26 protein-coding genes are annotated in these 26,194 nt (G+C 66.1%); 18 read left to right on the forward strand and 8 right to left on the reverse strand.

Annotated elements, in window-relative coordinates:
• Nucleotides 1-147 precede the first annotated feature (147 nt).
• Nucleotides 148-975 (forward strand): ammonia-dependent NAD(+) synthetase, encoded by an 828-nt coding sequence (gene nadE / locus AAG092_RS02565; RefSeq protein ID WP_110683306.1) that lies wholly within the window; start codon nucleotides 148-150, stop codon nucleotides 973-975.
• Nucleotides 976-1,029: 54 nt separating this feature from the next.
• Here nadE and dcd read toward each other — a convergent pair whose 3' ends face one another.
• Together dcd and apbC are read right to left on the reverse strand one after the other, a co-directional pair.
• On the reverse strand, nucleotides 1,030-1,596 hold the full coding sequence (dcd, locus tag AAG092_RS02570; RefSeq protein ID WP_110683307.1) for a dCTP deaminase: 567 nt from the start codon (nucleotides 1,594-1,596) through the stop codon (nucleotides 1,030-1,032).
• Between the two features lie 94 nt (nucleotides 1,597-1,690).
• On the reverse strand, nucleotides 1,691-2,785 hold the full coding sequence (gene apbC, locus AAG092_RS02575) for an iron-sulfur cluster carrier protein ApbC (protein ID WP_373388430.1): 1,095 nt from the start codon (nucleotides 2,783-2,785) through the stop codon (nucleotides 1,691-1,693).
• 132 nt (nucleotides 2,786-2,917) lie between these two features.
• Here apbC and metG point away from each other — a divergent pair, with 132 nt between their 5' ends.
• From metG to AAG092_RS02620, 9 genes are all read left to right on the forward strand, one after another.
• Nucleotides 2,918-4,954 carry a methionine--tRNA ligase gene (metG, locus tag AAG092_RS02580; RefSeq protein ID WP_373388431.1) on the forward strand — a complete coding sequence of 679 codons (2,037 nt, stop codon included), beginning with the start codon at nucleotides 2,918-2,920 and terminating at the stop codon, nucleotides 4,952-4,954.
• 117 nt (nucleotides 4,955-5,071) lie between these two features.
• Nucleotides 5,072-5,656: an electron transport complex subunit RsxA gene (gene rsxA, locus AAG092_RS02585; RefSeq protein ID WP_110683310.1), complete on the forward strand. Its 585-nt coding sequence runs from the start codon at nucleotides 5,072-5,074 to the stop codon at nucleotides 5,654-5,656.
• Nucleotides 5,653-6,228, forward strand: a complete 576-nt coding sequence (gene rsxB / locus AAG092_RS02590) for an electron transport complex subunit RsxB (protein WP_373388432.1) — start codon at nucleotides 5,653-5,655, stop codon at nucleotides 6,226-6,228. The genes rsxA and rsxB overlap by 4 nt, the downstream gene beginning before the upstream one ends.
• A complete protein-coding gene (gene rsxC, locus AAG092_RS02595; RefSeq protein WP_373388433.1) occupies nucleotides 6,225-8,879 on the forward strand; it encodes an electron transport complex subunit RsxC in 2,655 nt (884 codons plus the stop codon). The genes rsxB and rsxC overlap by 4 nt, the downstream gene beginning before the upstream one ends.
• A gap of 13 nt (nucleotides 8,880-8,892) precedes the next feature.
• Entirely contained in the window at nucleotides 8,893-9,924 is a 1,032-nt protein-coding gene (locus AAG092_RS02600; RefSeq protein ID WP_373388434.1) for an RnfABCDGE type electron transport complex subunit D, read from the forward strand.
• Nucleotides 9,925-9,926: 2 nt separating this feature from the next.
• Complete coding sequence (rsxG, locus tag AAG092_RS02605) at nucleotides 9,927-10,565, forward strand: electron transport complex subunit RsxG (RefSeq protein ID WP_373389547.1); 639 nt, start codon at nucleotides 9,927-9,929, stop codon at nucleotides 10,563-10,565.
• On the forward strand, nucleotides 10,558-11,265 hold the full coding sequence (locus AAG092_RS02610) for an electron transport complex subunit E (RefSeq protein WP_373388435.1): 708 nt from the start codon (nucleotides 10,558-10,560) through the stop codon (nucleotides 11,263-11,265). Before rsxG ends, AAG092_RS02610 begins: the two co-directional genes overlap by 8 nt.
• Nucleotides 11,262-11,900, forward strand: a complete 639-nt coding sequence (nth, locus tag AAG092_RS02615) for an endonuclease III (RefSeq protein WP_110682373.1) — start codon at nucleotides 11,262-11,264, stop codon at nucleotides 11,898-11,900. The genes AAG092_RS02610 and nth overlap by 4 nt, the downstream gene beginning before the upstream one ends.
• A gap of 108 nt (nucleotides 11,901-12,008) precedes the next feature.
• The gene (locus AAG092_RS02620) at nucleotides 12,009-12,191 is read left to right on the forward strand and encodes a PA3496 family putative envelope integrity protein (RefSeq protein WP_110682374.1); all 183 of its coding nucleotides are present in this window, start codon (nucleotides 12,009-12,011) and stop codon (nucleotides 12,189-12,191) included.
• 43 nt (nucleotides 12,192-12,234) lie between these two features.
• On the opposite strand, the gene AAG092_RS02625 is transcribed toward AAG092_RS02620, so the two are convergent.
• The 4 genes from AAG092_RS02625 to AAG092_RS02640 all read right to left on the reverse strand — a co-directional run bounded on the left by AAG092_RS02625 (nucleotide 12,235) and on the right by AAG092_RS02640 (nucleotide 16,065).
• Nucleotides 12,235-13,305, reverse strand: coding sequence for a GGDEF domain-containing protein (locus AAG092_RS02625; protein WP_373388436.1), 1,071 nt, complete (start codon nucleotides 13,303-13,305; stop codon nucleotides 12,235-12,237).
• Nucleotides 13,306-13,363: 58 nt separating this feature from the next.
• Nucleotides 13,364-13,756 carry a lactoylglutathione lyase gene (gene gloA / locus AAG092_RS02630; protein ID WP_110682375.1) on the reverse strand — a complete coding sequence of 131 codons (393 nt, stop codon included), beginning with the start codon at nucleotides 13,754-13,756 and terminating at the stop codon, nucleotides 13,364-13,366.
• Between the two features lie 73 nt (nucleotides 13,757-13,829).
• Nucleotides 13,830-15,047, reverse strand: coding sequence for an argininosuccinate synthase (locus AAG092_RS02635; protein WP_373388437.1), 1,218 nt, complete (start codon nucleotides 15,045-15,047; stop codon nucleotides 13,830-13,832).
• Nucleotides 15,048-15,165: 118 nt separating this feature from the next.
• Nucleotides 15,166-16,065 (reverse strand): OmpA family protein, encoded by a 900-nt coding sequence (locus AAG092_RS02640; RefSeq protein WP_373389548.1) that lies wholly within the window; start codon nucleotides 16,063-16,065, stop codon nucleotides 15,166-15,168.
• Nucleotides 16,066-16,269: 204 nt separating this feature from the next.
• Here AAG092_RS02640 and pyrC point away from each other — a divergent pair, with 204 nt between their 5' ends.
• The 3 genes from pyrC to AAG092_RS02655 all read left to right on the forward strand — a co-directional run bounded on the left by pyrC (nucleotide 16,270) and on the right by AAG092_RS02655 (nucleotide 18,427).
• Complete coding sequence (pyrC, locus tag AAG092_RS02645) at nucleotides 16,270-17,316, forward strand: dihydroorotase (RefSeq protein WP_373388438.1); 1,047 nt, start codon at nucleotides 16,270-16,272, stop codon at nucleotides 17,314-17,316.
• Nucleotides 17,313-17,987 carry a ribonuclease T gene (gene rnt, locus AAG092_RS02650; RefSeq protein WP_110682379.1) on the forward strand — a complete coding sequence of 225 codons (675 nt, stop codon included), beginning with the start codon at nucleotides 17,313-17,315 and terminating at the stop codon, nucleotides 17,985-17,987. The genes pyrC and rnt overlap by 4 nt, the downstream gene beginning before the upstream one ends.
• A 221-nt stretch (nucleotides 17,988-18,208) precedes the next feature.
• On the forward strand, nucleotides 18,209-18,427 hold the full coding sequence (locus AAG092_RS02655) for a bacterioferritin-associated ferredoxin (protein WP_373388439.1): 219 nt from the start codon (nucleotides 18,209-18,211) through the stop codon (nucleotides 18,425-18,427).
• 60 nt (nucleotides 18,428-18,487) lie between these two features.
• Here the strand turns inward: AAG092_RS02655 and AAG092_RS02660 are convergent, their stop codons facing one another.
• Nucleotides 18,488-19,093: a tRNA-(ms[2]io[6]A)-hydroxylase gene (locus AAG092_RS02660; RefSeq protein WP_373388440.1), complete on the reverse strand. Its 606-nt coding sequence runs from the start codon at nucleotides 19,091-19,093 to the stop codon at nucleotides 18,488-18,490.
• A 166-nt stretch (nucleotides 19,094-19,259) separates the two neighbouring features.
• Between AAG092_RS02660 and AAG092_RS02665 the strand changes: the two genes are divergently transcribed.
• On the forward strand, nucleotides 19,260-20,123 hold the full coding sequence (locus tag AAG092_RS02665) for a universal stress protein (protein WP_110682382.1): 864 nt from the start codon (nucleotides 19,260-19,262) through the stop codon (nucleotides 20,121-20,123).
• Between the two features lie 54 nt (nucleotides 20,124-20,177).
• On the opposite strand, the gene AAG092_RS02670 is transcribed toward AAG092_RS02665, so the two are convergent.
• Nucleotides 20,178-20,654 carry a DUF1289 domain-containing protein gene (locus AAG092_RS02670; RefSeq protein WP_110682383.1) on the reverse strand — a complete coding sequence of 159 codons (477 nt, stop codon included), beginning with the start codon at nucleotides 20,652-20,654 and terminating at the stop codon, nucleotides 20,178-20,180.
• 452 nt (nucleotides 20,655-21,106) lie between these two features.
• On the opposite strand from AAG092_RS02670, the gene acnB reads away from it, so the two are divergent.
• The 4 genes from acnB to AAG092_RS02690 all read left to right on the forward strand — a co-directional run bounded on the left by acnB (nucleotide 21,107) and on the right by AAG092_RS02690 (nucleotide 26,046).
• Nucleotides 21,107-23,716: a bifunctional aconitate hydratase 2/2-methylisocitrate dehydratase gene (gene acnB / locus AAG092_RS02675; RefSeq protein WP_110682384.1), complete on the forward strand. Its 2,610-nt coding sequence runs from the start codon at nucleotides 21,107-21,109 to the stop codon at nucleotides 23,714-23,716.
• Between the two features lie 116 nt (nucleotides 23,717-23,832).
• Nucleotides 23,833-24,045 (forward strand): YgdI/YgdR family lipoprotein, encoded by a 213-nt coding sequence (locus tag AAG092_RS02680; protein ID WP_110682385.1) that lies wholly within the window; start codon nucleotides 23,833-23,835, stop codon nucleotides 24,043-24,045.
• A gap of 187 nt (nucleotides 24,046-24,232) precedes the next feature.
• Nucleotides 24,233-25,447 (forward strand): CmpA/NrtA family ABC transporter substrate-binding protein, encoded by a 1,215-nt coding sequence (locus AAG092_RS02685; RefSeq protein WP_373388441.1) that lies wholly within the window; start codon nucleotides 24,233-24,235, stop codon nucleotides 25,445-25,447.
• A gap of 20 nt (nucleotides 25,448-25,467) precedes the next feature.
• Complete coding sequence (locus tag AAG092_RS02690; RefSeq protein ID WP_373388442.1) at nucleotides 25,468-26,046, forward strand: ANTAR domain-containing response regulator; 579 nt, start codon at nucleotides 25,468-25,470, stop codon at nucleotides 26,044-26,046.
• The last annotated feature ends 148 nt before the right edge of the window (nucleotides 26,047-26,194 follow it).

Raw genomic sequence — 26,194 nt, forward strand, 5'->3', positions numbered from 1 at the left:
ATGGCGCCACCACCCATTTCATCGAGCCCACTTGCCGCAGCTCTGCCGTGCACTTTTCCGGCTGTTCCAAGTAAGCTTCGCCATCGACCGCGATACAACGAGCGCCGCTGCCAATACCGCACCGGCGCGCTGCCCGAGGAACCCGTGATGAGCAACCGCCAAGCCGAAATCGCCGCCGCCCTGGACGTGGTACCGCCCTTCGCCGACGAGGCGGCCCTGGTGGCCGAGATCGAGCGGCGCAAGGCCTTCATCAAGAACTGCCTGAAGAACTCCGGCCTCAAGGTGCTGGTGCTGGGCATCAGCGGCGGCGTCGACTCGCTGACCGCCGGGCGCCTGGCCCAGCTGTCGGTGGAGGAGCTGCGCGCCGAGACGGGAGATGCGGCCTATCGCTTTATCGCCGTGCGCCTGCCGCACAAGGTGCAGCACGACGAGCACGACGCCCAGGACTCGCTGAAGTTCATCCGCGCCGACGAGGAGGACACGGTCAACATCGAGGACAGCGTGACCGGCCTCGGCGAGCAGGTCAGCCACCTGCAGCAGCTCTCCGACGCCCGCCGCGACTTCGTGGTCGGCAACATCAAGGCGCGCATCCGCATGGTCGCCCAGTTTGCCATCGCCAATGCCAACAACGGCCTGGTGATCGGCACCGACCACGCCGCTGAGGCGGTCATGGGCTTCTTCACCAAGTTCGGCGACGGCGCCTGCGACCTGGCCCCGCTGTCCGGCCTGGTGAAGCACCAGGTGCGTGCCATCGCCAAGCACCTCGGGGCGCCGCAACACCTGGTGATGAAGACGCCGACCGCCGACCTGGAAGAGCTGCGCCCGGGCAAGCCGGACGAGGAAGCGCATGGCGTGAGCTATGCCGAGATCGACGCCTTCCTGCATGGCCAGCCGGTCAGCGAGGCGGCCTACGCCACCATCGTGCGCACCTACGACAACACCCGGCACAAGCGCGAACTGCCGCTGGTACCCTGACGGCGGAAACGAAAAAGCCGGGCACTGCCCGGCTTTTTTCATGTGCCAGCTGAATCAGGTCTTCGGCAGGGTCACGCCCGTCTGCCCCTGGTACTTGCCGCCGCGATCCTTGTACGACACCTCGCAGGCCTCGTCGGACTGCAGGAACAGCATCTGCGCCACGCCCTCGTTGGCATAGATCTTCGCCGGCAGGGTGGTGGTGTTGGAGAACTCCAGGGTCACGTGGCCCTCCCACTCCGGCTCCAGCGGGGTGACGTTGACGATGATACCGCAACGCGCGTAGGTGCTCTTGCCCAGGCAGATGGTCAGCACGTCGCGCGGGATGCGGAAGTACTCGACGGTGCGGGCCAGGGCGAAGGAGTTCGGCGGGATGATGCACACCGGCCCCTTCACATCGACGAAGCTCTTCTCGTCGAAGTTCTTCGGGTCGACGGTGGCCGAGTGGATGTTGGTGAACACCTTGAACTCGTCGGCACAGCGCACGTCGTAGCCGTAGCTGGAAACGCCGTAGGAGATCAGGCGCTCGGCGCCTTCGGTGCGCACCTGGCGCTCGACGAAAGGCTCGATCATCCCGTGTTCCTGGGCCATGCGGCGAATCCACTTGTCCGATTTGATGCTCATGGCGGGCGTCCTGAAAGCAGTGGTTGAAAAATGATCGCGCATCTTACCGGGAGGCGGGGCCCGGTTCAAAGGCCCCTCATCCCGCAGGGCAACGTCAGTCGTCGCTGACCTCGATGGTCGGCATGGCCGCCGCGCCCAGGCCCGCCTGGGCGATGCGCGCACCGACGCTGCGCGCCATTTCCTGGTAGATCATGGCGATCTGGCTCTCGGTGTCGGCCACCACGGTCGGCTTGCCGCCGTCGGCCTGCATGCGGATGGCCATGGACAGCGGCAGCGAGGCCAGCAGGTCGACGCCGTACTGGGCCGCCAGCTTCTCGCCGCCGCCCTCGCCGAACAGGTGCTCGGCATGGCCGCAGTTGCTGCAGATGTGCACGGCCATGTTCTCCACCACGCCCAGCACCGGGATATTGACCTTGCGGAACATCTCCACGCCCTTCCTGGCGTCCAGCAGGGCCAGGTCCTGCGGGGTGGTGACGATCACCGCGCCGGCCACCGGCACCTTCTGCGCCAGGGTCAGCTGGATGTCACCGGTGCCCGGCGGCATGTCGACGATCAGATAGTCCAGGTCGTCCCAGGCGGTCTGGGTCACCAGCTGGATCAGCGCGCCGGAGACCATCGGCCCGCGCCACACCACCGGGGTGCTGTCGTCGGTGAGGAAGGCCATGGACATCACCTGCACGCCGTGGGCCTCCAGCGGCACGAAGAACTTCTGGTCGCGCACCTTGGGTCGCGTCCCTTCGGCGATGCCGAACATGATGCCCTGACTGGGACCGTAGATATCGGCATCGAGGATGCCGACGCGGGCGCCTTCGCGGGCCAGCGCCAGGGCCAGGTTGGCGGCGGTGGTGGACTTGCCCACGCCGCCCTTGCCGGAGGCCACGGCGATGATGTTCTTCACCCCGGCCAGCGCCGGCACCTGCTCCTGGGCCTTGTGCGGGGCGATGGCCACGTCCACCTGCACCCGTGCCGAGTCCACGCCATCCAGGCCTTCCAGGGCCATCTGCAGCATCTGCGCCCAGCCGCTCTTGAACAGCCCGGCGGCATAGCCCAGCTCCAGGCGCACGGCGACCTTGCCGCCCTGGATGTCGACTTCGCGCAGGCAGCCGGCGGAGACCGGGTCCTGGTTCAGGTGGGGGTCGGTGAACTGGCGCAGGCGGGCTTCGACCGCTTCGCGGGTGACGGCGCTCATGGGGCTACTCCGAAAGGCAGGGCAAAACAGGCGGGCATATTACCCCAGGGCGGCGCCCCGCACGGATGAAAAAAAACCGCTGCGGCTATATAGTGGCCGACTTCCCTCGTAACACCCGATGGCCCGATCACCATGCCCGAAGCCCGCAAGATTCTCGTCACCAGCGCCCTGCCCTATGCCAACGGCTCGATTCACCTTGGCCATATGCTGGAGTACATCCAGACCGACATGTGGGTGCGCTTCCAGAAGCTGCGCGGCAACCAGGCCGTGTACGTCTGCGCCGACGATGCCCACGGCTCGGCCATCATGCTGCGCGCCGAGAAGGAAGGCATCACGCCCGAACAGCTGATCGACAACGTGCGCGCCGAGCACATGGCCGACTTCGCCGACTTCGGCGTGGCCTTCGACAACTACCACTCGACCCACTCGGACGAGAACCGCGAGCTGTCCGCGTCGATCTACCTGGCGCTGCGCGACAAGGGCCACATCGCCACTCGCGCAGTGACCCAGTACTTCGACCCCGAGAAGGGCATGTTCCTCGCCGACCGATTCATCAAGGGCACCTGCCCCAAGTGCGCGGCCGAGGACCAGTACGGCGACAACTGCGAGAAATGCGGCGCCACCTACGAGCCCACCGAGCTGAAGAACCCGCGCTCGGCCATCTCCGGCGCCGTACCGGTGCTCAGGGAGTCCAAGCACTTCTTCTTCAAGCTGCCGGACTTCGAGGCCATGCTCAAGCAGTGGACCCGCAGCGGTGCCCTGCAGGAAGCGGTGGCCAACAAGATCGCCGAATGGCTGGACGGCGGCCTGCAGGAGTGGGACATCTCCCGCGACGCGCCGTACTTCGGCTTCGAGATCCCCGACGAGCCGGGCAAGTACTTCTACGTCTGGCTGGACGCGCCGATCGGCTATATGGCCAGCTTTAAAAATCTGTGCTCCAAGCGCCCGGAGCTGGACTTCGACGCTTTCTGGGGCAAGGACTCCACCGCCGAGTTGTACCACTTCATCGGCAAGGACATCGTCAACTTCCACGCCCTGTTCTGGCCGGCAATGCTCGAAGGCGCCGGCTACCGCAAGCCCACCGCGGTCAACGTGCACGGCTACCTGACCGTCAACGGCCAGAAGATGTCCAAGTCGCGCGGCACCTTCATCAAGGCGCGCACCTACCTCGATCACCTGAACCCCGAGTACCTGCGTTACTACTACGCCAGCAAGCTGGGCCGCGGCGTCGACGATCTCGACCTCAACCTCGAGGACTTCGTGCAGAAGGTCAACTCCGACCTGGTCGGCAAGGTGGTCAACATCGCCAGCCGCTGCGCCGGCTTCATCCATAAGGGCAACAACGGCGTGCTGGTCGCCGCCAACCCCGAGCCGGAACTGTGGGAGGCCTTCCAGGCCGCCACTCCGAGCATCGCCGAGGCCTACGAGGCCCGCGACTTCGCCCGTGCGATGCGCGAGATCATGGCCCTGGCCGACCGCGCCAACGCCTGGATCGCCGACAAGGCGCCCTGGGCCCTGAACAAGGTCGAAGGCAAGCAGACCGAGGTGCAGGAAATCTGCGCCCTGGGCATCAACCTGTTCCGCCAGCTGGTGATCCTGCTCAAACCGGTGCTGCCGGAGCTGGCCGCCGATGCCGAAGCCTTCCTCAATGTCGCCCCGCTGAGCTGGAATGATCTGGCCACCCCGCTGGCCAACCACCAGCTGAACCCGTTCAACCCGCTGCTGACCCGTATCGAACCCGCGAAGATCGACGCCATGACCGAAGCCTCCAAGGAAGATCTCGCCGCCGAAGCCAGCAAGCCCACCGGCAATGGCGAACTGACCAAGGACCCGCTGGCCGCCGAGATCAACTTCGACGCCTTCGCCGCCGTCGACCTGCGTATCGCCCTGATCGAGAAGTGCGAGTTCGTCGAAGGTGCCGACAAGCTGCTGCGCCTGACCCTGGATATCGGCGATGAGAAGCGCAACGTGTTCAGCGGCATCAAGTCCGCCTACCCGGACCCGAGCAAGCTGGAAGGCCGTCTGACCCTGTACGTGGCCAACCTGGCCCCGCGCAAGATGAAGTTCGGCGTCAGCGAAGGCATGGTGCTGGCCGCCGGCCCCGGCGGCGAGGAAATCTACCTGCTCAGCCCGGACAGCGGCGCCAAACCGGGCCAGCGCGTCAAATAAGCCGTCTAGGCTTATCCAAGAACAACAAGCCGGCTTATGCCGGCTTGTTTGCCTCTGCGCCCTTTCCGATAATAGGCGCCCTTTTCCTACGGCCTTTGCCCCAAGACGGACGTTTCGATGACCGAACTCGCCTTGATCATGGTCAGCGCCATCCTGGTCAACAACTTCGTGCTGGTGCAGTTCCTTGGCCTGTGCCCATTCATGGGCGTGTCGAAGAAGATCGAGACGGCCATCGGCCTGTCGCTGGCCACCACCTTCGTCCTCACCCTGGCCGCCATGTGCAGCTACCTGGTGCAGGAATACGTGCTGGAGCCGCTGGGCCTGGAGTTCCTGCGTACCATCAGCTTCATCCTGGTGATCGCCGTGGTGGTGCAGTTCACCGAGATGGTGGTGCACAAGACCAGCCCCCTGCTCTACCGCGTGCTGGGCATCTTCCTGCCGCTGATCACCACCAACTGCATCGTCCTCGGCGTGGCCCTGGTCAACGCCAACAAGGCCGAATTCACCTTCATCACCGCCACCGCCAACGGCTTCGCCGCCGGCCTGGGCTTCTCCCTGGTGCTGGTGCTGTTCGCCGCCATGCGTGAGCGCATCGCCATCGCCGACGTGCCCAAGCCGTTCCAGGGCGCCTCCATCGGCATGATCACCGCCGGGCTGATGTCCCTGGCCTTCATGGGCTTCGCCGGGCTGATCAAGCTATGAGCCTGGTACTGATCGCTGTCCTCGCCCTGCTCGGCCTGTGCCTGCTGGCCGGCGCCATCCTTGGCTACGCCGCCGTGCGCTTCAAGGTCGAGGGCGACCCCATTGCCGAGCAGATCAACGCCCTGCTGCCGCAGACCCAGTGTGGCCAGTGCGGCTACCCGGGCTGCAAGCCCTACGCCGAGGCCATCGCCGGCGGCGACAAGATCAACAAGTGCCCGCCCGGCGGCGAGGCCACCATCGCCGCCCTGGCCGACCTGCTGGACGTCGAGCCCGAGCCGCTGGACGCCGTCGAAGGCGAGAAGCCGCAGATGGTGGCGGTGATCCGCGAGGCCGAGTGCATCGGCTGCACCAAGTGCATCCAGGCCTGCCCGGTGGACGCCATCGTCGGTGCGGCCAAGCAGATGCACACGGTAATCGCCAGCGAGTGCACCGGCTGCGACCTGTGCGTCGAGCCCTGCCCGGTGGACTGCATCGACATGCTGCCGGTGGGCAGCAACGTGCAGAGCTGGAAGTGGCAGCTGCCGCTGCCCCCCGGCCAGCTGATCGCCAGTGACAGGGAGCAGGCCGCATGAGTGCGCACGAACGCATCTGGGACATCCCCGGCGGCATCCACCCGGCCGAGCATAAGGCGCTGTCCAACCGCACGCCCATCGCCCAGGCGCCTCTGCCCAGGCGCCTCATTCTGCCGCTGGGCCAGCATATCGGCGCCGCCGCCGAGCCCTGCGTGGCGGTCGGCGAGCGGGTGCTCAAGGGCCAGAAGATCGCCGAGGCGAGCGCCTTCGTCAGCGCGCCGCTACATGCCCCCACCTCCGGCACGGTGAGCTTCATAGGCCCGCAGCCCTACCCGCATGTATCGGGCCTGCCCGCACCGGCCATCGTCATCGACAGCGACGGCCTGGAGCAGTGGATCGACCTGACGCCCCATGCCGACTACCGGCACCTGGAGTCCGCAGAGTTGCTGGAGCTGATCCGCGAGGCCGGCATCAGCGGCCTGGGCGGCGCCGGCTTCCCCACGGCGGCCAAGCTCACTGTGCGGCCGACGCAGAAGATCCACACCCTGATCATCAACGGCACCGAGTGCGAGCCCTACATCACCGCCGACGATGTGCTGATGCGCGAGCGCACCGCCGAACTGGTGTCCGGCATCGACATCCTGGTGCAACTGATCCAGCCGGACGAGGTGCTGATCGGCATCGAGGACAACAAGCCCGAGGCCATCGCCGCCGTGCGCGCGGCCCTGGCCGAGCGCAGCTACCGGCTCAAGGTATTCCCCACCAAGTACCCCTCCGGTGGCGAGAAGCAGCTGATCCAGATCCTCACCGGCGTGGAGGTGCCCAGCGGCGGCCTGCCGGCCGATATCGGCATGCTCTGCCAGAACGTCGGCACCTGCGTCGCCATCCATGACGCCGTGGTGCTCGGCAAGCCGCTGATCACTCGCATCACCACCCTGACCGGCACGGCCCTGGCACGGCCGGGCAATGTCGAGGCACTGCTCGGCACTCCGGTCGGTGAGCTGCTCGAATTCGCCGGCCTGGACACCAGCAAGCTCAACCGTCTGGTGATGGGCGGCCCAATGATGGGATTCACCCTGCCCTCGCTGGATGTGCCGCTGATCAAGACCGCCAACTGCCTGCTGGCCGGCAGCGCCAGCGAGCTGCCGACGCCTCCGCCGGCCATGCCCTGCATCCGCTGTGGTGAGTGCGCCGACGCCTGCCCGGCCAGCCTGCTGCCGCAGCAGCTGCATTTCTTCGCCCTCGGCCAGCAGCACGAGCAGCTCAAGGCGCACAACCTGTTCGACTGCATCGAATGCGGCGCCTGCGCCTATGTCTGCCCCTCCAGCATCCCTCTGGTGCAGTACTACCGCGCGGCCAAGGCGGAAATCCGTGAGCTGGAGCAGAAGCAGCAGAAGGCTGAGCACTCCAAGCAGCGCTTCGAGCTGCGCCAGGAGCGCCTGCGCCGCGAGGAAGAACGCAAGGAGGCCGAGCGCCTCGCCCGCGCCGAGCGCGCCGCCAAGGCCAAGGCGGCCCAGGCCGAAGCCGCCGCAGCGGCGCCTGCGAGCAGCACGCCGAGTGCTGCCGACGAGCAGCTCAAGCGCCTGAAGATCGAGGTCAGCATGGCTCAGGTGGCGCTGAAGAAGGCCGAGAAACAGCTGGCCCAGCACGACACCGACGAACTCAAGGCCCAGGTCGCCGAACTGCGCAGCGCCGCCGAGGCCGCGCAGAAGGCCCTGGAAACCGCCCAGGCCAGCGCACCAGCGCCGACCGCAGCAGCGCCAGCCAACGACGACGCGCTGAAGAAAGCCAAGATCGAAGCTGCCATGCTCAAGGCCCAGCTGCGCAAGCTGGAAAAGCTCGAAGCGCCCAGCGCCGAACAGCAGGCCGAGCTGGAGCAGACTCGCGCCAAGCTGGCCGAGGCCGAGAAGGCTCTGGAACAGCTGCAATCCGCAGCACCGGCACCCGCTGCACCGGCCAACGACGACTCGCTGAAGAAGGCCAAGATCGAAGCCGCCATGCTCAAGGCCCAGCTGCGCAAGCTGGAGAAGATCGAGGCGCCCAGCGCCGAGCAGCAGGCCGAGCTGGAGCAGACCCGCGCCAAGCTGGCCGAGGCCGAGAAGGCGCTAGAGCAGCTGCAATCCGCGGCGCCTGAACCCTCGGCCGCCGCACTCGCCAGCGACGATGCGCTGAAGAAAGCCAAGATCGAAGCCGCCATGCTCAAGGCCCAGCTGCGCAAGCTGGAAAAACTCGAAGCGCCTAGCGCCGAACAGCAGGCCGAGCTGGAACAGACCCGCACCAAGCTGGTCGAGGCCGAAAAAACACTGGAGCAACTGCAATCCGCAGCACCAGCCCCTGCCGCCAAGGCAATCGACGATAGCGAGCTGAAAAAGGCCAAGGTCGAGATGGCGATGAAGCGCGCCGAGCTGAAGAAGGCCGAAAAAGCAGGTGCCGAGGAAAGCGAGCTAGAGCGCCTGCGCCAGGCCCTGTCCGTTGCCGAACAGGCTCTGCATGCCGCCGAGGACGCCTCCGGCAAGCCAGCCCCGGAGCTGGTGCGCACCGAGCAACCTGGCGTCGACGCCGAACTCAAGGCACTGAAGACCGAGGTGGCCTTCGCTCGCGCCGACCTGCGCAAGCTGGAGCGCGACGACGCTACCGCCAGCGACACCCTGGAAGCCGCCCGCGCCCGCCTGGCAACCGCCGAGCAGGCCCTGGCCGCTCACCAAGCCTGATCCCGGAGACCCGATGGCCCTGCCCCGCATCACCTCGCCCCACGCCAGGGGTAGCAACAAGACCCAGCGTGTCATGCTGCTGGTCGCTGCCGCCTGTGCGCCCGGCGCCCTGGCCCTGACCTGGCTGTTCGGCATCGGCACCCTGGTCAACCTGCTCTGGGCCAGCCTGGTCGCCCTGGCCTGCGAGGCGGCCATCCTGGCCATCCGCAAGCGCCCGCTGGCGTTCTTCCTCAAGGATGGTAGCGCCCTGGTCACCGCCGTGCTGCTGGCCCTGGCCCTGCCGCCCTATGCGCCCTGGTGGCTGACCGCGGTGGCGGTGGGCTTCGCTATCGTGTTCGGCAAGCAGCTGTATGGCGGCCTCGGGCAGAACCCCTTCAACCCGGCCATGCTCGGCTACGTGGTGGTGCTGATCTCCTTCCCCATCCCCATGACCAGCTGGCCGGCGCCGCACAGCGTCGGCGCCTGGGAGGGCGTGCAGCAGATCCTCGGCCTGGCCGCCCTGCCCGACGGCTGGAGCCAGGCCACCGCCCTGGATGCGCTGAAGGCCAACAAGAGCCTGACCATCGACGAGCTGTGGGCACAGAACCCGGCCTTCGGCAGCTTCGGCGGCAAGGCGGTGGAATGGGTCAACCTGGCCTTCCTGCTCGGCGGCCTGTTCCTGCTCTGGAAGAAGGTCATCGGCTGGCACGCCCCGGCCGGCATGCTCGGCGCCCTGTTCGTCATGAGCCTGCTGTTCTGGAACGGCTCGGGCTCGGACTCCAACGGCTCGCCACTGTTCCACCTGCTGACCGGCGCGACCATGCTCGGCGCCTTCTTCATCGTCACCGACCCGGTCAGCGGTGCCACCAGCAACCTGGGGCGGATCATCTTTGGCGCCGGGGTCGGCATCCTGGTCTACATCATCCGCACCTGGGGTGGCTACCCGGATGGCGTGGCCTTCGCCGTGCTGCTGATGAACCTGGCCGCCCCGACCATCGACTACTACAGCCGCCCGCGCACCTACGGCCACCGCAAGGCCGAACGCGGCTTCAAGCTGGGAGAATGAGCGTGCTGCCGGAAATCTCCCGTTCCATGCTGAAGAACGCCCTGGTGCTCGGTCTGTTCGCCGTGGCCACCGTGGGCACCGTGGCCGCCATCCAGCAGGGCACCGCCGAACGCATCGCCGCCGCCGAGCGCGAGGCCAGGGTGCAGGCGCTGGCGCAGATCCTGCCGGCCGGCAGCTACGACAATCATCTGCTCGACAGCAGCCGCCTGGTGCAGGACGAGCTGCTCGGCAACAAGAGCCCCACCCCCGCCTACCTGGCCACCCTCGGCGGCCAGCCCAGCGCAGTGATCCTGCAGGTCACCGCGCCTGACGGCTACAGCGGCTCAATCCGCCTGCTGGTCGGGGTGCAGGTCGACGGCCGTCTGGCCGGCGTGCGCACCCTGCAGCACCGCGAAACCCCCGGCCTGGGCGACAAGATCGAACTGGCCAAGAGCCAGTGGGTCCGCAGCTTCGACGGCACCTCCCTGAGCGACCCGGACGAGGCCGGCTGGGCAGTGAAGAAGGACGGCGGCCAGTTCGACCAGTTCGCCGGCGCCACCATCACCCCGCGCGCGGTGGTCAAGGCAGTACACAAGGCGCTGCAATACTTTGACAAGCACAAGGCCGAGTTGCTGGCCCCCGTGGAGACTCCGAATGGCTAGTTACCGCGAAATCGCCATCAACGGCCTGTGGAAGAACAACCCGGGCCTGGTCCAGCTGCTCGGCCTGTGCCCGCTGCTGGGGGTGAGCAACTCGGTGGTCAACGCCCTCGGCATGGCCATCGCCACCGCCCTGGTGCTGGCCTGCTCGAACGCCGCGGTGGCACTGATCCGCCGCCAGGTCACCGATGCCGTGCGCCTGCCGGCCTTCGTCATGATCATCGCCGCGCTGACCACCTGCATCGAGCTGCTGATGCAGGCCTTCACCTACGAGCTGTACCAGATCCTCGGCATCTTCATCCCGCTGATCACCACCAATTGCATCATCCTCGGCCGTGCCGAGGCCTTCGCGGCGAAGAACAGCGTGGCCCACGCCAGCTTCGACGGCCTGATGATGGGGGCCGGTTTCGGCGGCGTGCTGCTGGCCATCGGTGCGGTGCGCGAACTGCTGGGCACCGGCATGCTGTTCGCCAACATGCAGCTGCTGTTCGGCCCCATCGCCGCCAACTGGCAGCTCAACCTGCTGCCCGGCTACCAGGGCTTCCTGCTGGCCATCCTGCCGCCGGGCGCCTTCCTCGTCCTCGGCCTGCTGATCGCCCTGAAGAACCGCATCGACGAGCAGCTGGCCGAGCGCGCCAAGGCCGTGGAACCCGCGGCACCGGCCGCCAGCCGTCGCGTGCGGGTCACCGGGGTGATCGAATGAACGCCGCCAAGCGCTTCGAGATCTTCAGCCGACTGCGCGAGGACAACCCGGAACCGAAGACCGAGCTGGCCTACAGCACGCCCTTCGAGCTGCTGGTCGCGGTGACCCTGTCCGCCCAGGCCACCGACGTCAGCGTCAACAAGGCCACGGCCAAGCTGTTCCCGGTGGCCAACACGCCGGAGGCCATCTACGCCCTGGGCGTCGAGGGGCTGTCCGAGTACATCAAGACCATCGGTCTGTACAACAGCAAGGCGAAGAACGTCATCGAGGCCTGCCGCATCCTGATCGAAAAGCATGGCAGCGTGGTGCCGGATAACCGCGAGGATCTGGAAGCGCTGCCAGGGGTCGGCCGCAAGACCGCCAACGTGGTGCTCAACACCGCCTTCCGCCAGCCGGCCATGGCGGTGGACACGCACATCTTCCGGGTCAGCAACCGCACCGGCATCGCCCCCGGCAAGAACGTGCTGGAGGTGGAGAAGAAACTGCTCAGGTTCGTGCCCAGGGAGTTCCTGCTGGACGCCCACCACTGGCTGATCCTGCACGGCCGCTACGTGTGCCAGGCGCGCAAGCCGCGCTGTGGCAGCTGTCGCATCGAAGACCTGTGCGAATACAAGGCCAAGACTTCCGACGATTGATTGGCCATTGATCCAGCCAATATCACGATTGAAAAAATCTTTTTTACCGGCCCTGGCTTTGTCGCTATAAGGTGCGCCATCAGCATTCCGCAATCTGGAGTGGGCCCGATGAGCACAGTCAAAGAAGACCTCGAACTCGACGAAGACCTGGTCGTGGAAGAAGCCGACGACAGCGGTGAGCGCGTGGTGGAAGTCGCCAAGACCAACCTGACCAAGCGCCGCATCATCGACAACTACCTCGAAGAGCGTCGCCTGCAGAAGCAGCTCAACGACTACGACTTCGACCTCTGAGCTTGCCCCATTAAAAAGCCCCGCCAGTGCGGGGCTTTTGCTTTCAGCCTACCGCCTGCAGGCGGCGGCGCTCGAGCTTGTTGGCATACATGGCGGCATCGGCCTGGGTGAGCAGACTGTCCAGACCCTCCCCATGCCGCAGCGAGGATTCGGCCAGGCCGACACTCAGCGACAGCTGTCGACCGGTGTTGCGCTGGAACATCCGCAGCGCTGCCTGCAGACGCTTCAGCACATCCTCGCCACTGTTGTAGTCGCTGGCCAGCACGACGAACTCGTCGCCGCCCAGACGCGCCACCACATCGGTGCTGCGGAACAGCGAGCGCAGCAGCTGAGCGGCATCGATCAGCATGGCGTCGCCAGCGGCATGACCGAAGCGGTCGTTGGTCTTTTTGAGGTAATCCAGATCGGCATACAGCAGCAGGCAGCGCCCCTGGCGGCGACGCGCCGCCTCCAGTTCGCGCTCGGCCAGCAGGAGGAAGCCGCGCCGGTTGTACAGCCCGGTCAGTTCGTCGGTCAGTGACAGCTGGCGCACTGTCTGCTCGGCCAGCTCGCGCTCGCGGATCTCGCGCTGCAGGCGACGATTGGTCTCGGTCAGCTGCGCGGTGCGCTCCGCTACCCGCTGCTCCAGTTCGGCATAGACCTGAATGTTCTCCAGGGCGATGGAAGTGGAATCGGCCAGCGCCTGCAGCAGCTCCACTTGGGCGTCACTGGCCTGGTGCCAGCTGGCCCAGTAGGTGCCGATGGCCCCTATCGGGTCCAGCGTGCGGATCGGCACCATGACCAGGCTCTTGACGAAGGTCGGCCGGTAGGCGTCCTGGGGAACGCGCAGGTCCTGGTAGATATCGGGAATGACCGTGGCCTGGCGGTGCTGCATCACCCAGCCGCTGATGCACAACTCCAGAGGAAAGCGCTGCCCCTTCCACAGGGGCGAGATGGCGTCCTCGTCGCGGTAGTGACAGCAATTGCCATCGCGCAGGACGAAGGTGGCGCCGTCGGCGCCGGTCAGCCCGCGGGCCGCCTGGCGGACGATCTCCGCCACGCGATCCACATCCCTAGCCATCGACAGCTCCTGCACCGCCCGGATCAGGCGGTAGGCATGCTTGTCAGTAGCCATGAGCAACTCCTGAGAGTCCACTCGATTGATAAGCCATTGCTTGAAAGCCTAGCAGTTTTCAGTCGCTGCGCTTGGGCGACAGCAGCTCGATCTTGTAGCCGTCCGGGTCCTCGACGAAGGCCAGGATGCTGGTACCGTGCTTCATCGGCCCCGGCTCGCGGGTGATCTTGCCGCCGCGCGAGCGGATGTCCTCGCAGGCCTTGTAGACGTCTTCCACTTCCAGGGCGATGTGGCCGTAGCCGGTGCCGAGCTCGTACTGGTCCACGCCCCAGTTGTAGGTCAGCTCGATCACGCTGTTCTCGGCCTCGTTGCCGTAGCCGACGAACGCCAGGGTGAACTGGCCGTCCGGGTAGTCCTTGCGACGCAGCAGGGTCATGCCCAGCACTTCGGTGTAGAAAGCGATGGAACGGTCCATGTCGCCGACGCGCAGCATGGTATGCAGCAGTCTCATCAGGTTTTACCTCTTCGTAAAAACAGAACCCCGGCTCGTGGCCGGGGTTCGTCTGGCACGGGCGTTCAGCTTATCAGAACAGCTTGCGGCCCTTGCCGGCGGCGATGCGCATGCGCAGCGCGTTGAGCTTGATGAAGCCGGCCGCGTCCGCCTGGTTGTAGGCGCCGCCATCTTCCTCGAAGGTCGCGATGTTGGCGTCGAACAGCGAGTCGTCGGACTTGCGGCCGACCACGATGACGTTGCCCTTGTACAGCTTCAGGCGTACCACACCGTTCACGTTGGTCTGCGAGGCGTCGATCATCTGCTGCAGCATCAGGCGCTCCGGGCTCCACCAGTAGCCGGTGTAGATCAGGCTGGCGTACTTGGGCATCAGCTCGTCTTTCAGGTGGGCCACTTCGCGGTCCAGGGTGATCGACTCGATGGCGCGGTGGGCGCGCAGCATGATGGTGCCGCCGGGGGTCTCGTAGCAGCCGCGCGACTTCATGCCGACGTAGCGGTTCTCGACGATGTCGAGGCGGCCGATGCCGTTGGCGCCGCCGATGCGGTTCAGCTCGGTGAGCACCTGGGCCGGGGTCATTTCCTTGCCGTCGATGGCGACGATGTCGCCCTTGCGGTAGGTCAGCTCGATATAGGTCGGGGCGTCTGGGGCCTTCTCCGGGGAGACGGTCCACTTCCACATGTCTTCTTCGTGCTCGGTCCAGGTGTCTTCCAGCACGCCACCCTCGTAGGAGATGTGCAGCAGGTTGGCGTCCATGGAGTACGGCGACTTCTTCTTGCCGTGGCGCTCGATCGGGATGGCGTGCTTCTCGGCGTAGTCCATCAGCTTCTCGCGCGACAGCAGGTCCCACTCGCGCCAGGGGGCGATCACCTTGACGCCCGGCTTCAGCGCGTAAGCGCCCAGCTCGAAACGCACCTGGTCGTTACCCTTGCCGGTGGCGCCGTGGGAGATGGCGTCGGCGCCGGTCTCGTTGGCGATCTCGATCAGGCGCTTGGCGATCAGCGGGCGGGCGATGGAGGTGCCCAGCAGGTACTCGCCTTCGTAGATGGTGTTGGCGCGGAACATCGGGAAGACGAAGTCGCGGACGAATTCTTCGCGCAGGTCGTCGATGTAGATTTCCTTGACGCCCATGGCCTGGGCCTTGGCGCGGGCCGGCTCGACCTCCTCGCCCTGACCGAGGTCGGCGGTGAAGGTCACCACTTCGCAGTTATAGGTGTCTTGCAGCCACTTGAGGATCACCGAGGTGTCCAGGCCACCAGAATAGGCCAGAACTACCTTCTTAACGTCCGCCATGCCAATCAACTCCACGGGGTTGTACGGAAAACCGGGGATTCTACCGGCCAGGACGGCCGATTTACAGGGGCGCGACAGACACGGGCGACAAAGCGACAGATTTGTTCGTCGGTGCGACTCAGGAGGCGGTCGTCGGCGCCGCTGGAGCGGCCGGAGCCGGCGCAGGCTCGGTGGCAGCCGGCGGGGCCGATTCGGGAGCCGGTTCGGGCACCGGCTCGCGGGACAGGGTCATGGTCACCCGGCGGTTCTTCGCCCGGTTGGCCTCGCTGTTGTTCGGCACCAGCGGATAACGCTCGCCATGGAAGCGCACCACTATCTGCTCCGCCGGTATGCCATTGGCCTTGAGGTATTCCTCCACGGCCAGCGCCCGGCGCCGCGACAGATCACGGTTGCTCAGGCGGTTGCCGCTGTTGTCGGAGTGGCCGTCGAGCTGGATACGATTGACGCTGGGATCGGCCTTGATGAAGTCGAGGATGATGTCCAGCTTGGCCTGGGCCAGCGGCTCCAGCGTCGCGCCACTGGGAAAGTCGAGCTGAGTCTGGCGGATCTGGTCGAAGTTGACCGGCAGCAGGCCGGCGGTGCACTTGAGGTAATCGTTGTAGGCCTGGTTGAACTTCACAGGCAGCAGCCGTACCTCCAGGCTGTCGCCGCCCTGCAGGGTACGGTGGCGCACCAGCGGACTACGCCCCTCCATCAGCCCGGTGAGCAGCCTTCCGGCCTGCTCCTGGCTGCTGTTGAAAGGTACCAGGCCGCTACCGACAGTGAGCGCCCCCAGATTGATATCGCCGCGCCCCGGCTGCCAGGGCGCCGCCGCCGCCAGCAGGGTGGCCGAACCGGCCCCCATCCAGCGCTCGTTCATCTTGACCCGGAAGGTGGCCTGCTCGCCGGCACGGCGCACGAACTCACCACTGCCGAAGTCGGCAATCGGCTGACTCAGGCGGCATTCGAACTGGTCACCCTCGACCTTCCACTCCACCTTCTCCATGCGCGTCTGGAAGGTAATGGCCGCAGCCGGCATGCACCAGGGCAGGCAGGCGAGCAGGCTGAGCAGGAGGAAGCTGGGCTGGCGCAAGGTCGGCTCCGAGGGGAGATGCGGCTATCACAGCCCATATCGGCGGCGGCGCTGGAAACTTGAAAGGCAGAAGGGGGCGCACGAAACGGGAACAGCCACCGAGGCAAAACTGGTAGCATTCGCAGCACGTTTCACCTGCCGGGAACTCCCATGTCCGACCGCCTTACCCTGCTGCGCCCAGACGACTGGCACATCCACCTGCGCGATGGCGCCGTCCTGCAGCACACCGTCCGCGATGTCGCGCGGACCTTCGCCCGCGCCATCATCATGCCCAACCTGGTACCGCCGGTGCGCACCGCCGCCGAGGCCGAGGCCTATCGTGCACGCATCCTGGCCGCTCGCCCGGCCGGCAGCCACTTCGAGCCGCTGATGGTGCTCTACCTCACCGACAAGACCACAGCCGCCGACGTGCAGGCCGCCAAGGCCAGCGGCTTCGTGCATGCCGCCAAACTCTACCCGGCCGGTGCCACCACCAACTCCGACTCCGGTGTGACCAGCATCGACAACATCTTCCCTGTGCTGGAGGCCATGGCCGAGGTCGGCCTGCCGCTGCTGGTACATGGCGAGGTGACCCGCGCCGAGGTCGACGTATTCGACCGCGAGAAGCGCTTCATCGACGAGCACCTGACTCGCGTGGTCGCGCGTTTCCCGAGCCTGAAGGTGGTGTTCGAGCACATCACCACCGGCGACGCGGCGCAGTTCGTGCGCGAAGCTCCGGCCAACGTCGGCGCAACCATCACCGCCCACCACCTGCTGTACAACCGCAACCACATGCTGGTCGGCGGCATCCGCCCGCACTTCTATTGCCTGCCGATCCTCAAGCGCAACACCCACCAGGATGCCCTGCTGGATGCCGCCACCAGCGGCAACCCGAAGTTCTTCCTCGGCACCGACTCGGCGCCGCACGCCAAGCACGCCAAGGAAGCGGCCTGCGGCTGCGCCGGCTGCTACACCGCGTACGCCGCCATCGAGCTGTACGCCGAGGCCTTCGAGCAGCGCAACGCGCTGGACAAGCTGGAAGGCTTCGCCAGCTGCCACGGCCCGGATTTCTACGGCCTGCCGCGCAACACCGACCGCATCACCCTGGTCCGTGAGGACTGGGTCGGCCCGACCGAGCTGCCGTTGGGCGAGCAGGTCGTAATTCCCCTGCGCGCCGGCGAGAAGCTGCGCTGGCGCCTGCAGGAGGACCAGGCATGAGCGAGGAACAGTTCGACGACGAACTCGACGGCAGCCTGCCGTCCGGCCCGCGCCACCCGATGGCCGCGCGTTTCCGCGGCTACCTGCCGGTGGTGGTGGACGTCGAGACCGGCGGTTTCAACTGCGCCACCGACGCCCTGCTGGAGATCGCCGCCACCACCATCGCCATGGACGAAGGCGGCTTCCTCTACCCGGACCACACCCACTTCTTCCGCATCGAGCCCTTCGAAGGCGCCAACATCGAGGCGGCGGCGCTGGAGTTCACCGGCATCAAGCTGGATCACCCGCTGCGCCAGGCGGTGAGCGAGGAGCATGCGCTGACCGAGATCTTTCGCGGCCTGCGCAAGTCGATCAAGGCCAATGGCTGCAAGCGCGCCATCCTGGTCGGCCACAACAGCAGCTTCGACTTGGGCTTCCTCAACGCCGCAGTGGCCCGTTGCGACATCAAGCGCAACCCCTTCCACCCCTTCTCCAGCTTCGACACCGCCACCCTGGCCGGCCTCGCCTACGGCCAGACCGTGCTGGCCAAGGCCTGCCAGGCCGCCGGCATCGACTTCGACGGCAAGGAGGCGCACTCGGCGCGCTACGACACCGAGAAGACCGCGGAGCTGTTCTGCGGCATCGTCAACCGCTGGAAGGAAATGGGCGGCTGGGACGAGTTCGACCAGTAGGCATCACCCGTGTAGACAAGAGACCGGCCCAGGCCGGTTTTTTGTTGCCCGCGCCTAGCCGGCCAGCGCCCGCAATCCTGCCCGGAGCGCTCAGGCGCAGCGTTCCCGAAAACAAACGCAATGCGGCAGTGAAGATTTCTCTTCAATCTTTGACAAGCATTCTCATTAACATTAGTATCCTTCGCCAACAGCCACTCCACCTCCTGACTAGAGCCTGCAGCATGTACGTTTGCCTGTGCCACGGTGTGACAGACGGTCAAATTCGCGAAGCCATCTACGACGGTTGCTGCAGCTATCGTGACGTGCGCGACAGCCTCGGCGTCGGCACCCAGTGCGGCAAGTGCGCCTGCCTGGCCAAGCAGGTGGTGCGCGACACCCTCGGCGAGCTGCAGAGCGGCCAGGCCGCCCTCGCCTGCCAGGCCAGCTTCGTCGCCGCCTGAAACTCGTACATACGAAAAAGCCGGACCCAGGTCCGGCTTTTTTATGCCCGCAGGAAAACCTCAGACCTGAGGCACGCCGCTGTGGAAGCGGAACTCCGTATCGGCCGACTCGATCAGCTCGCGCTCGGCCTCGCGTACCCGCGCGACGACGGCATCGACATCGCGCGCCTCGCCATACTGGTAGGCCAGCTTGAGATAGCCTTGGAAATGCCGGGCCTCGGACTTGAGCAGGCCGCCATAGAACTTGCCCAGTTCCTCGTCCAGGTGCGGCACCAGGGCCTCGAAGCGCTCGCAGCTGCGCGCCTCGATGAAAGCCCCGACCACCAGGGTATCCACCAGCCTGTGCGGCTCATGGCTGCGCACCAGCTTGCGCAGCCCCGAGGCATAGCGCGAGGCAGACACGGGGCGCAGCTCGATGCGGCGCTTCTTCATGATGCGCAGCACCTGCTCGTGGTGCACCAGCTCCTCGCGGGCCAGGCGCGACATGAAGTTGATCAGGTCCAGTTGCTGGTTGTACTTGGCGATCAGCGCCATGGCGGTGGAGGCCGCCTTGAACTCGTTGTTCTTGTGGTCGATCAGCAGGGTTTCCTGGTCGGCCAGGGCCGCCTCGACCCAGGCGCCAGGCGTGGAACAGGCGAGAAATTGCGGAATATCGGGCAGAGTCACGGGGAACTATCCACTGCAGAGGATGCTGGCAGGCTGGGCCGGGGCGGGCCATTATACGGGGGAAGGCGCGCGGGGCCAGCGATGCCGTGATGCAGGTCAAGACCGCCGCCAGCGGCCGCCTCTATAGTGGGCTGCATTCAAGCACCTCAAGCACAGGGAGACGCTCATGCAAGCCATACGCAGCATTCTGGTGGTGATGGACCCGCAACATCCCGAAGTCCTGGCGATGAAACGCGCCAAGCTGATCGCCAGCGTGACCCAGTCGCACCTGCACCTGCTGGTCTGCGACAAGAAGGGCGACCACAGCGCCTTCCTCACCGAACACCAGGCGGCCCTGCAGCAGGAAGGCTTCGACGTGAGCATCCAGCAGGCCTGGCACGAGAGCCTGTACCAGACCATCATCGTGGTGCAGCAGGCCGAGGGCTGTGGCCTGGTGGTCAAGCAGCACGTGCCGGACAACCCGCTGAAGAAGGCCATCCTCACCCCCGAGGACTGGAAGCTGCTGCGCTACTGCCCGGGCCCGGTGCTGATGGTCAAGACCGACACGCCCTGGACCGGTGGCGTGATCCTGGCCGCAGTGGATGTCGGCAACAGCGACGCCGAGCACCGTACCCTGCACTCCGGCATCGTCAGCCATGGCTACGACATCGCCAACCTGGCCAAGGGCACCCTGCACGTGATCAGCGCACACCCCTCGCCCATGCTGTCGGCGGCCGACCCGACCTTCCAGCTCAAGGAGACCATCGAGGCGCGCTACCGCGAGCAGTGCAAGGCCTTCCAGGCCGAGTACGACGTCAGCGACGAGCGCCTGCACGTCGAGGAAGGCCCGGCCGATGTGCTGATCCCCTTCACCGCCAACAAGCTCAGCGCGGTGGTCACGGTGATCGGCACCGTGGCGCGCACCGGCCTGTCCGGGGCACTGATCGGCAACACCGCCGAGGTGGTGCTGGATGCCCTGGAAAGCGATGTGCTGGTGCTCAAGCCGGACGAGATCATCGCCCACCTGGAAGAGCTGGTCGCCCAGCGCTGAGCCGCGCCCCCATGAAAAAAGCCGCCCGCGGGCGGCTTTTTTCATGGCCTCGTCTCAGACCCGGACTTCCACGCCCTCGCGCAGGAAGCGCGGCGCTATGTAGCGCTCGTAGTGCGCCTCGGAGAGCAGGAAGAACTCGCGATCGATGGCCTCGCGCAGCGCCGGCAGCTCCCAGTCGCGAAACTCCGGCAGCAGGACCAGGCCATAGGCATCCAGGCGGCTGATCAGGCGCGAGGCGCGGGCAATCAGCTGGTAGGCCCAGCAATACTCGGACTGCTCGGGCACGAAACGCACCTGATGCTGCTCCAGCTGGGCACGCAGGCGTTGCGGATCGAATACCTCGACCTTGCCCTGCATCACCTGCACCAGCAGCACTTCCAGGCGCCGCCAGACCGCGCGCTTCTCGTCCTCGCCATAGGCGTTCCAGTTCACCACCTCATGATGGAAACGCTTGCAGCCGCGGCACACCTGGTCGCCGTAGACGGTGGAACAGAGGCCGACGCAGGGCGTCTTGATGCGCTGATTGGACATGGGCGAGGAGAAACGGGTGCTGTGAAACGGCGGTCCATGATAGCGGCTCCCCCGGGCAGGGTCACCATGACCCACCAGACCTTTGTCGACTTGCCAGACAAGCGACAAGCAGTAGCCTGGGAACCCGATTGGATCGGGGTTCGCGCTTAACTTTGGCGTCCCGTTCCAGTAGAATCGGGCCGCCTTTCTAGGCGTCGATGTCCGTCAGAAGCTGTTTTCAAAGCGTCACGAGCACAGTTATCCGCCAGGAACGATGTTGGCGCCGGGTTCAGCGGAACCCGCGCCAGCCCTCATCTCTCTCGCTTCCTGCGGCGTAAAACTTTGAAAGCAGCTTCTAGTATGAGGCTGTCGACCCGCCGGCCAGTGCGCTCACAAAGCGCAGCGGCGCGACGGGCGACGGTTTTATGGATGAGCGTTGCGGGCCACCGCGACCACTGATGAGGGTAATAACTGTGCTTGAAGCCTATCGCAAACACGTAGAAGAGCGCGCCGCACTGGGCATCGTGCCCCAGCCGCTGAACGCCGAGCAAACCGCAGGCCTGGTCGAGCTGCTGAAGAACCCGCCGGCAGGCGAAGAAGCCTTCCTCGTTGACCTGATCACCAATCGCGTTCCCGCTGGCGTGGACGAAGCCGCCTACGTCAAGGCCGGCTTCCTGTCCGCCCTGGCCAAGGGCGAAGTCAGCTCCCCGCTGCTCTCCAAGACCCGCGCCGTCGAGCTGCTGGGCACCATGCAGGGTGGCTACAACATCACCACCCTGGTCGAGCTGCTGGACAATGCCGAGCTGGCCACCGTTGCCGCCGAGCAACTCAAGCACACCCTGCTAATGTTCGACGCCTTCCACGACGTCGCCGAGCGCGCCAAGAAGGGCAACGCCGCCGCCAAGGCCGTGATGCAGTCCTGGGCCGAGGGCGAGTGGTTCCAAAACCGCCCGGCCGTACCGGAAAAAGTCACCCTGACCGTATTCAAGGTCACCGGCGAAACCAACACCGACGACCTGTCGCCGGCCCCGGATGCCTGGTCGCGCCCGGACATCCCGCTGCACGCCCTGGCCATGCTGAAGATGGCCCGCGACGGCATCAACCCGGACCAGCCGGGCTCCGTCGGCCCCATCAAGCAGATGGAAGCGCTGAAGGCCAAGGGCTACCCGGTGGCCTACGTCGGTGATGTGGTCGGTACCGGTTCCTCGCGCAAGTCCGCCACCAACTCGGTGCTGTGGTTCTTCGGCGACGACATCCCCTTCGTGCCGAACAAGCGCGCCGGTGGTTTCTGCTTCGGCACCAAGATCGCCCCGATCTTCTACAACACCATGGAAGACGCCGGCGCCCTGCCGATCGAATTCGACTGCACCAACCTGGCCATGGGCGACGTCATCGACGTGTACCCGTACAAGGGTGAAGTGCGCCGCAACGGCAGCGACGAGCTGGTCACCACCTTCCAGCTGAAGACCGACGTGCTGCTCGACGAAGTCCGCGCCGGCGGCCGTATCCCGCTGATCATCGGCCGCGGCCTGACCGAGAAGGCCCGCGCCGAGCTGGGCCTGGCCCCGTCCACCCTGTTCAAGAAGCCGGAATCCCCGGTCGACAGCGGCAAGGGCTTCACCCTGGCGCAGAAGATGGTCGGTCGCGCCTGCGGCCTGCCGGAAGGCAAGGGCGTGCGCCCGGGCACCTACTGCGAGCCGAAGATGACCACCGTCGGCTCCCAGGACACCACCGGCCCGATGACCCGCGACGAGCTGAAGGACCTGGCCTGCCTGGGCTTCTCCGCCGACCTGGTGATGCAGTCCTTCTGCCACACCGCCGCCTATCCGAAGCCGATCGACGTCACCACCCACCACACCCTGCCGGACTTCATCATGACCCGCGGCGGCGTGTCCCTGCGTCCGGGCGACGGCATCATCCATAGCTGGCTGAACCGCATGCTGCTGCCGGACACCGTCGGTACCGGTGGCGACTCGCACACCCGCTTCCCGCTGGGCATCTCCTTCCCGGCCGGTTCCGGCCTGGTGGCCTTTGCCGCCGCCACCGGCGTGATGCCGCTGGACATGCCGGAATCCGTACTGGTGCGTTTCAAGGGCAAGCTGCAACCGGGCATCACCCTGCGTGACCTGGTCCATGCCATCCCCTACTACGCCATCCAGCAGGGCCTGCTGACCGTCGAGAAGAAGGGCAAGAAGAACATCTTCTCCGGCCGCATCCTCGAGATCGAAGGTCTCAACGAGCTGACCGTCGAGCAGGCTTTCGAGCTGTCCGACGCCTCCGCCGAGCGTTCCGCTGCCGGTTGCACCATCAAGCTGCCGGAAAGCGCCATCGCCGAGTACCTGAAGTCCAACATCACCATGCTGCGCTGGATGATCGGTGAAGGCTACGGCGATGCCCGTACCCTGGAGCGTCGCGCCCAGGCCATGGAAGCCTGGCTGGCCAAGCCGCAACTGCTGGAAGCCGACAAGGACGCCGAGTACGCCGCTGTGATCGAGATCGATCTGGCCGACGTCAAGGAGCCGATCCTGTGCGCCCCGAACGATCCGGACGATGCCCGCCTGCTGTCCAGCGTGCAGGGTCGCAAGATCGACGAAGTGTTCATCGGTTCGTGCATGACCAACATCGGTCACTTCCGCGCCGCCGGCAAGCTGCTGGACAAGGTCAAGGGTGGTATCCCGACCCGTCTGTGGCTCGCTCCGCCGACCAAGATGGACCAGCACCAGCTGACCGAGGAAGGCTACTACGGCATCTACGGCAAGGCCGGCGCCCGCATGGAAATGCCGGGTTGCTCGCTGTGCATGGGTAACCAGGCGCGCGTGCAGACCGGTGCCACCGTGGTCTCCACCTCTACCCGCAACTTCCCGAACCGCCTGGGCGACGCCACTGACGTCTTCCTGGCCTCGGCCGAGCTGGCCGCCGTTTCCTCGATCATCGGCAAGCTGCCGACCGTCGAGGAGTACATGGCCTACGCGAAGGATATCGACAGCATGGCTGCCGACATCTACCGCTACCTGAGCTTCGACCAGATCGCCGAGTACCGCGAAGCAGCGGCCAACGCGAAGATCCCGGTCATCCAGGCCTGAGCCTAGCCGAATGAAGAAGCCCCGCCCCGTGCGGGGCTTTTTCTTGATGCAGCTCAGCCGCTCGCCCCCAGGCCCGGCTAGAGTCATGGATAGCCTCTCCAGCCTAGGAGCCCGCCATGAAACGCACCCTCTGCATCACCCTGCTCTGCCTGTTTGGCCTCGTCGGCTGCGCCAGCGAGTACATCATCACCACCAGCGATGGCCAGATGCTGGTCAGCCACGGCAAACCGGAATTCGACAAGGACACCGGCATGCTCGAATTCGAGGACAGCGAAGGCCGCAAGCAGCAGATCCCCCAGGCCAACGTGAGGCAGATGCTGGAACGCTGACTCGCCCGTGCTCTGCGCAAACCCCGCTTCGGCGGGGTTTTGCGTCTCTGGCATATGGCTTGCAGAGTTGTAGTCAGCAGAACTCTCTCCAACGGCGGAGTCAGTTCACAGACAATGGCGTCGTTTCCGGCCACCGCCCCGCGGCGGCCAGGAACGGCGCCTTTTTGTTCAACGGCGGAACAAAGACATGACCGACAGCAGCACCACCCGAAGCGATGCCCTGACCTGGGTCGCGGGCAGCGATGCCCCGGAAAAGAGCGCACTGAATCTGGGCTTCATGGCCCTCACCGACTCCGCCTCGCTGATCGTCGCCGCGACGCAGGGCTTCGCCCAGCCCTACGGCCTGACCCTCAACCTGCAGCGCCAGGCCTCCTGGGCCGGCCTGCGCGACCGCCTGCTGAGCGGCGAGCTGGACGCCGCGCAGATGCTCTATGGCCAGGTCTACGGCATCGACCAGGGGCTCGGCGGCCCGGCCACCGAGATGGCCATCCTCATGGGCCTATGCCAGAACGGCCAGGCCATCAACCTGTCGCAGCCGCTCAAGCAGGCTGGCGTGACCAGTGCCGAGGCACTGGCCGCACGCGTGCGCCAAGGTGGTGCAAAGCTCACCTTCGCCCAGACCTTCCCCACCGGCACCCATGCCATGTGGCTGTACTACTGGCTGGCGGCCCAGGGCATCCATCCGCTGGAGGACGTCAGCACCGTGGTGGTGCCGCCCTCGCAGATGGTCGCCCACCTGCGCGCGGCCCGTATCGACGGCTTCTGCGCCGGCGGCCCCTGGGGCGCCCTGGCGGTCGAGGAAGAGCAGGGCTTCACCCTGGCCACCAGCCAGGACATCTGGGCCGACCACCCGGAAAAGGTGCTGGGCGTGACCCGCGCATTCGCCGAACAGTACCCCAACACCGCCCGCGCCCTGACCATGGCCGTGCTGGAGGCCAGCCGCTTCATCGACGAGAGCGAGGAGAACAAGCGCGGCACCGCGCAGCTGATCAGCGGCAGCGAGTACGTCGACGCCCCGCTCTCGGCCATCGCCCCGCGCTTCCTCGGCCAGTACCAGGACGGCCTCGGCCACGCCTGGCTGGACGCCCATCCGCTGCGCTTCTTCGCCGGCGGCGAGGTGAACATGCCGTGGCTGTCCGACGGCATCTGGTTCCTCACCCAGTTCCGCCGCTGGGGCCTGCTCAAGGACGATCCGGACTACCTCAGCATCGCCCGCCGCATCCACCGCCTGGACCTCTACCGCAGCGCCGCCGAGGCCCTGGGCGTCCCGGTGCCGGAACACGCGATGCGCCGCTCCACCCTGCTCGATGGCAGCACCTGGGACGGCAGCGACCCGGCCGGCTACGCCCGCTCCTTCGCCATTCATGCGCGCGCCGACAGCGCCACCGCCATCGCCCTGTAACGGATCGAGATAGAAACCAGATGCTACGCATACTCCTGATCAACGATACGCCGAAGAAGGTCGGCCGCCTGAAGAGTGCGCTGATCGAGGCCGGTTTCGAGGTGATCGACGAATCCGGGCTGACCATCGACCTGCCCGAGCGGGTCGAGGCGGTGCGCCCCGACGTCGTGCTGATCGACACCGAGTCGCCCGGCCGCGACGTGATGGAACAGGTGGTGCTGGTGACCCGCGACCAGCCGCGACCGATCGTCATGTTCACCGACGAGCACGACCCGCAGGTGATGCGCCAGGCCATCCAGTCCGGGGTCAGCGCCTACATAGTCGAGGGCATCCAGGCCGAGCGCCTGCAGCCGATCCTCGACGTGGCCATGGCACGCTTCGAGAGCGACCAGGCCCTGCGTGCCCAGTTGCAGGCGCGCGACGCCCAGCTGGCCGAGCGCAAGCGCATCGAACTGGCCAAGGGCCTGTTGATGAAGATGAAGAGCTGCAACGAGGAGGACGCCTACACCCTGATGCGCCGCCAGGCCATGAGTCGCCAGCAGAAGCTGATCCAGGTGGCCGAGCAGATCATCGCCATGCACGACATGCTTGGTGATTGACCGCCCGGGCGGCACAACTGTACCGCCCGAAAGCCAACTGTTACCCCCGCTGCAATGGCACAGAGACCTACTGTACGACCATCTGCAGACAACTGTGTATCTGCTACAACGGCCGGCCACTGGCTATCGTGAAGGCATATCCCAGCCT

Source organism: Pseudomonas alcaligenes (assembly GCF_041729615.1).
Taxonomy (GTDB): domain Bacteria; phylum Pseudomonadota; class Gammaproteobacteria; order Pseudomonadales; family Pseudomonadaceae; genus Aquipseudomonas; species Aquipseudomonas alcaligenes_B.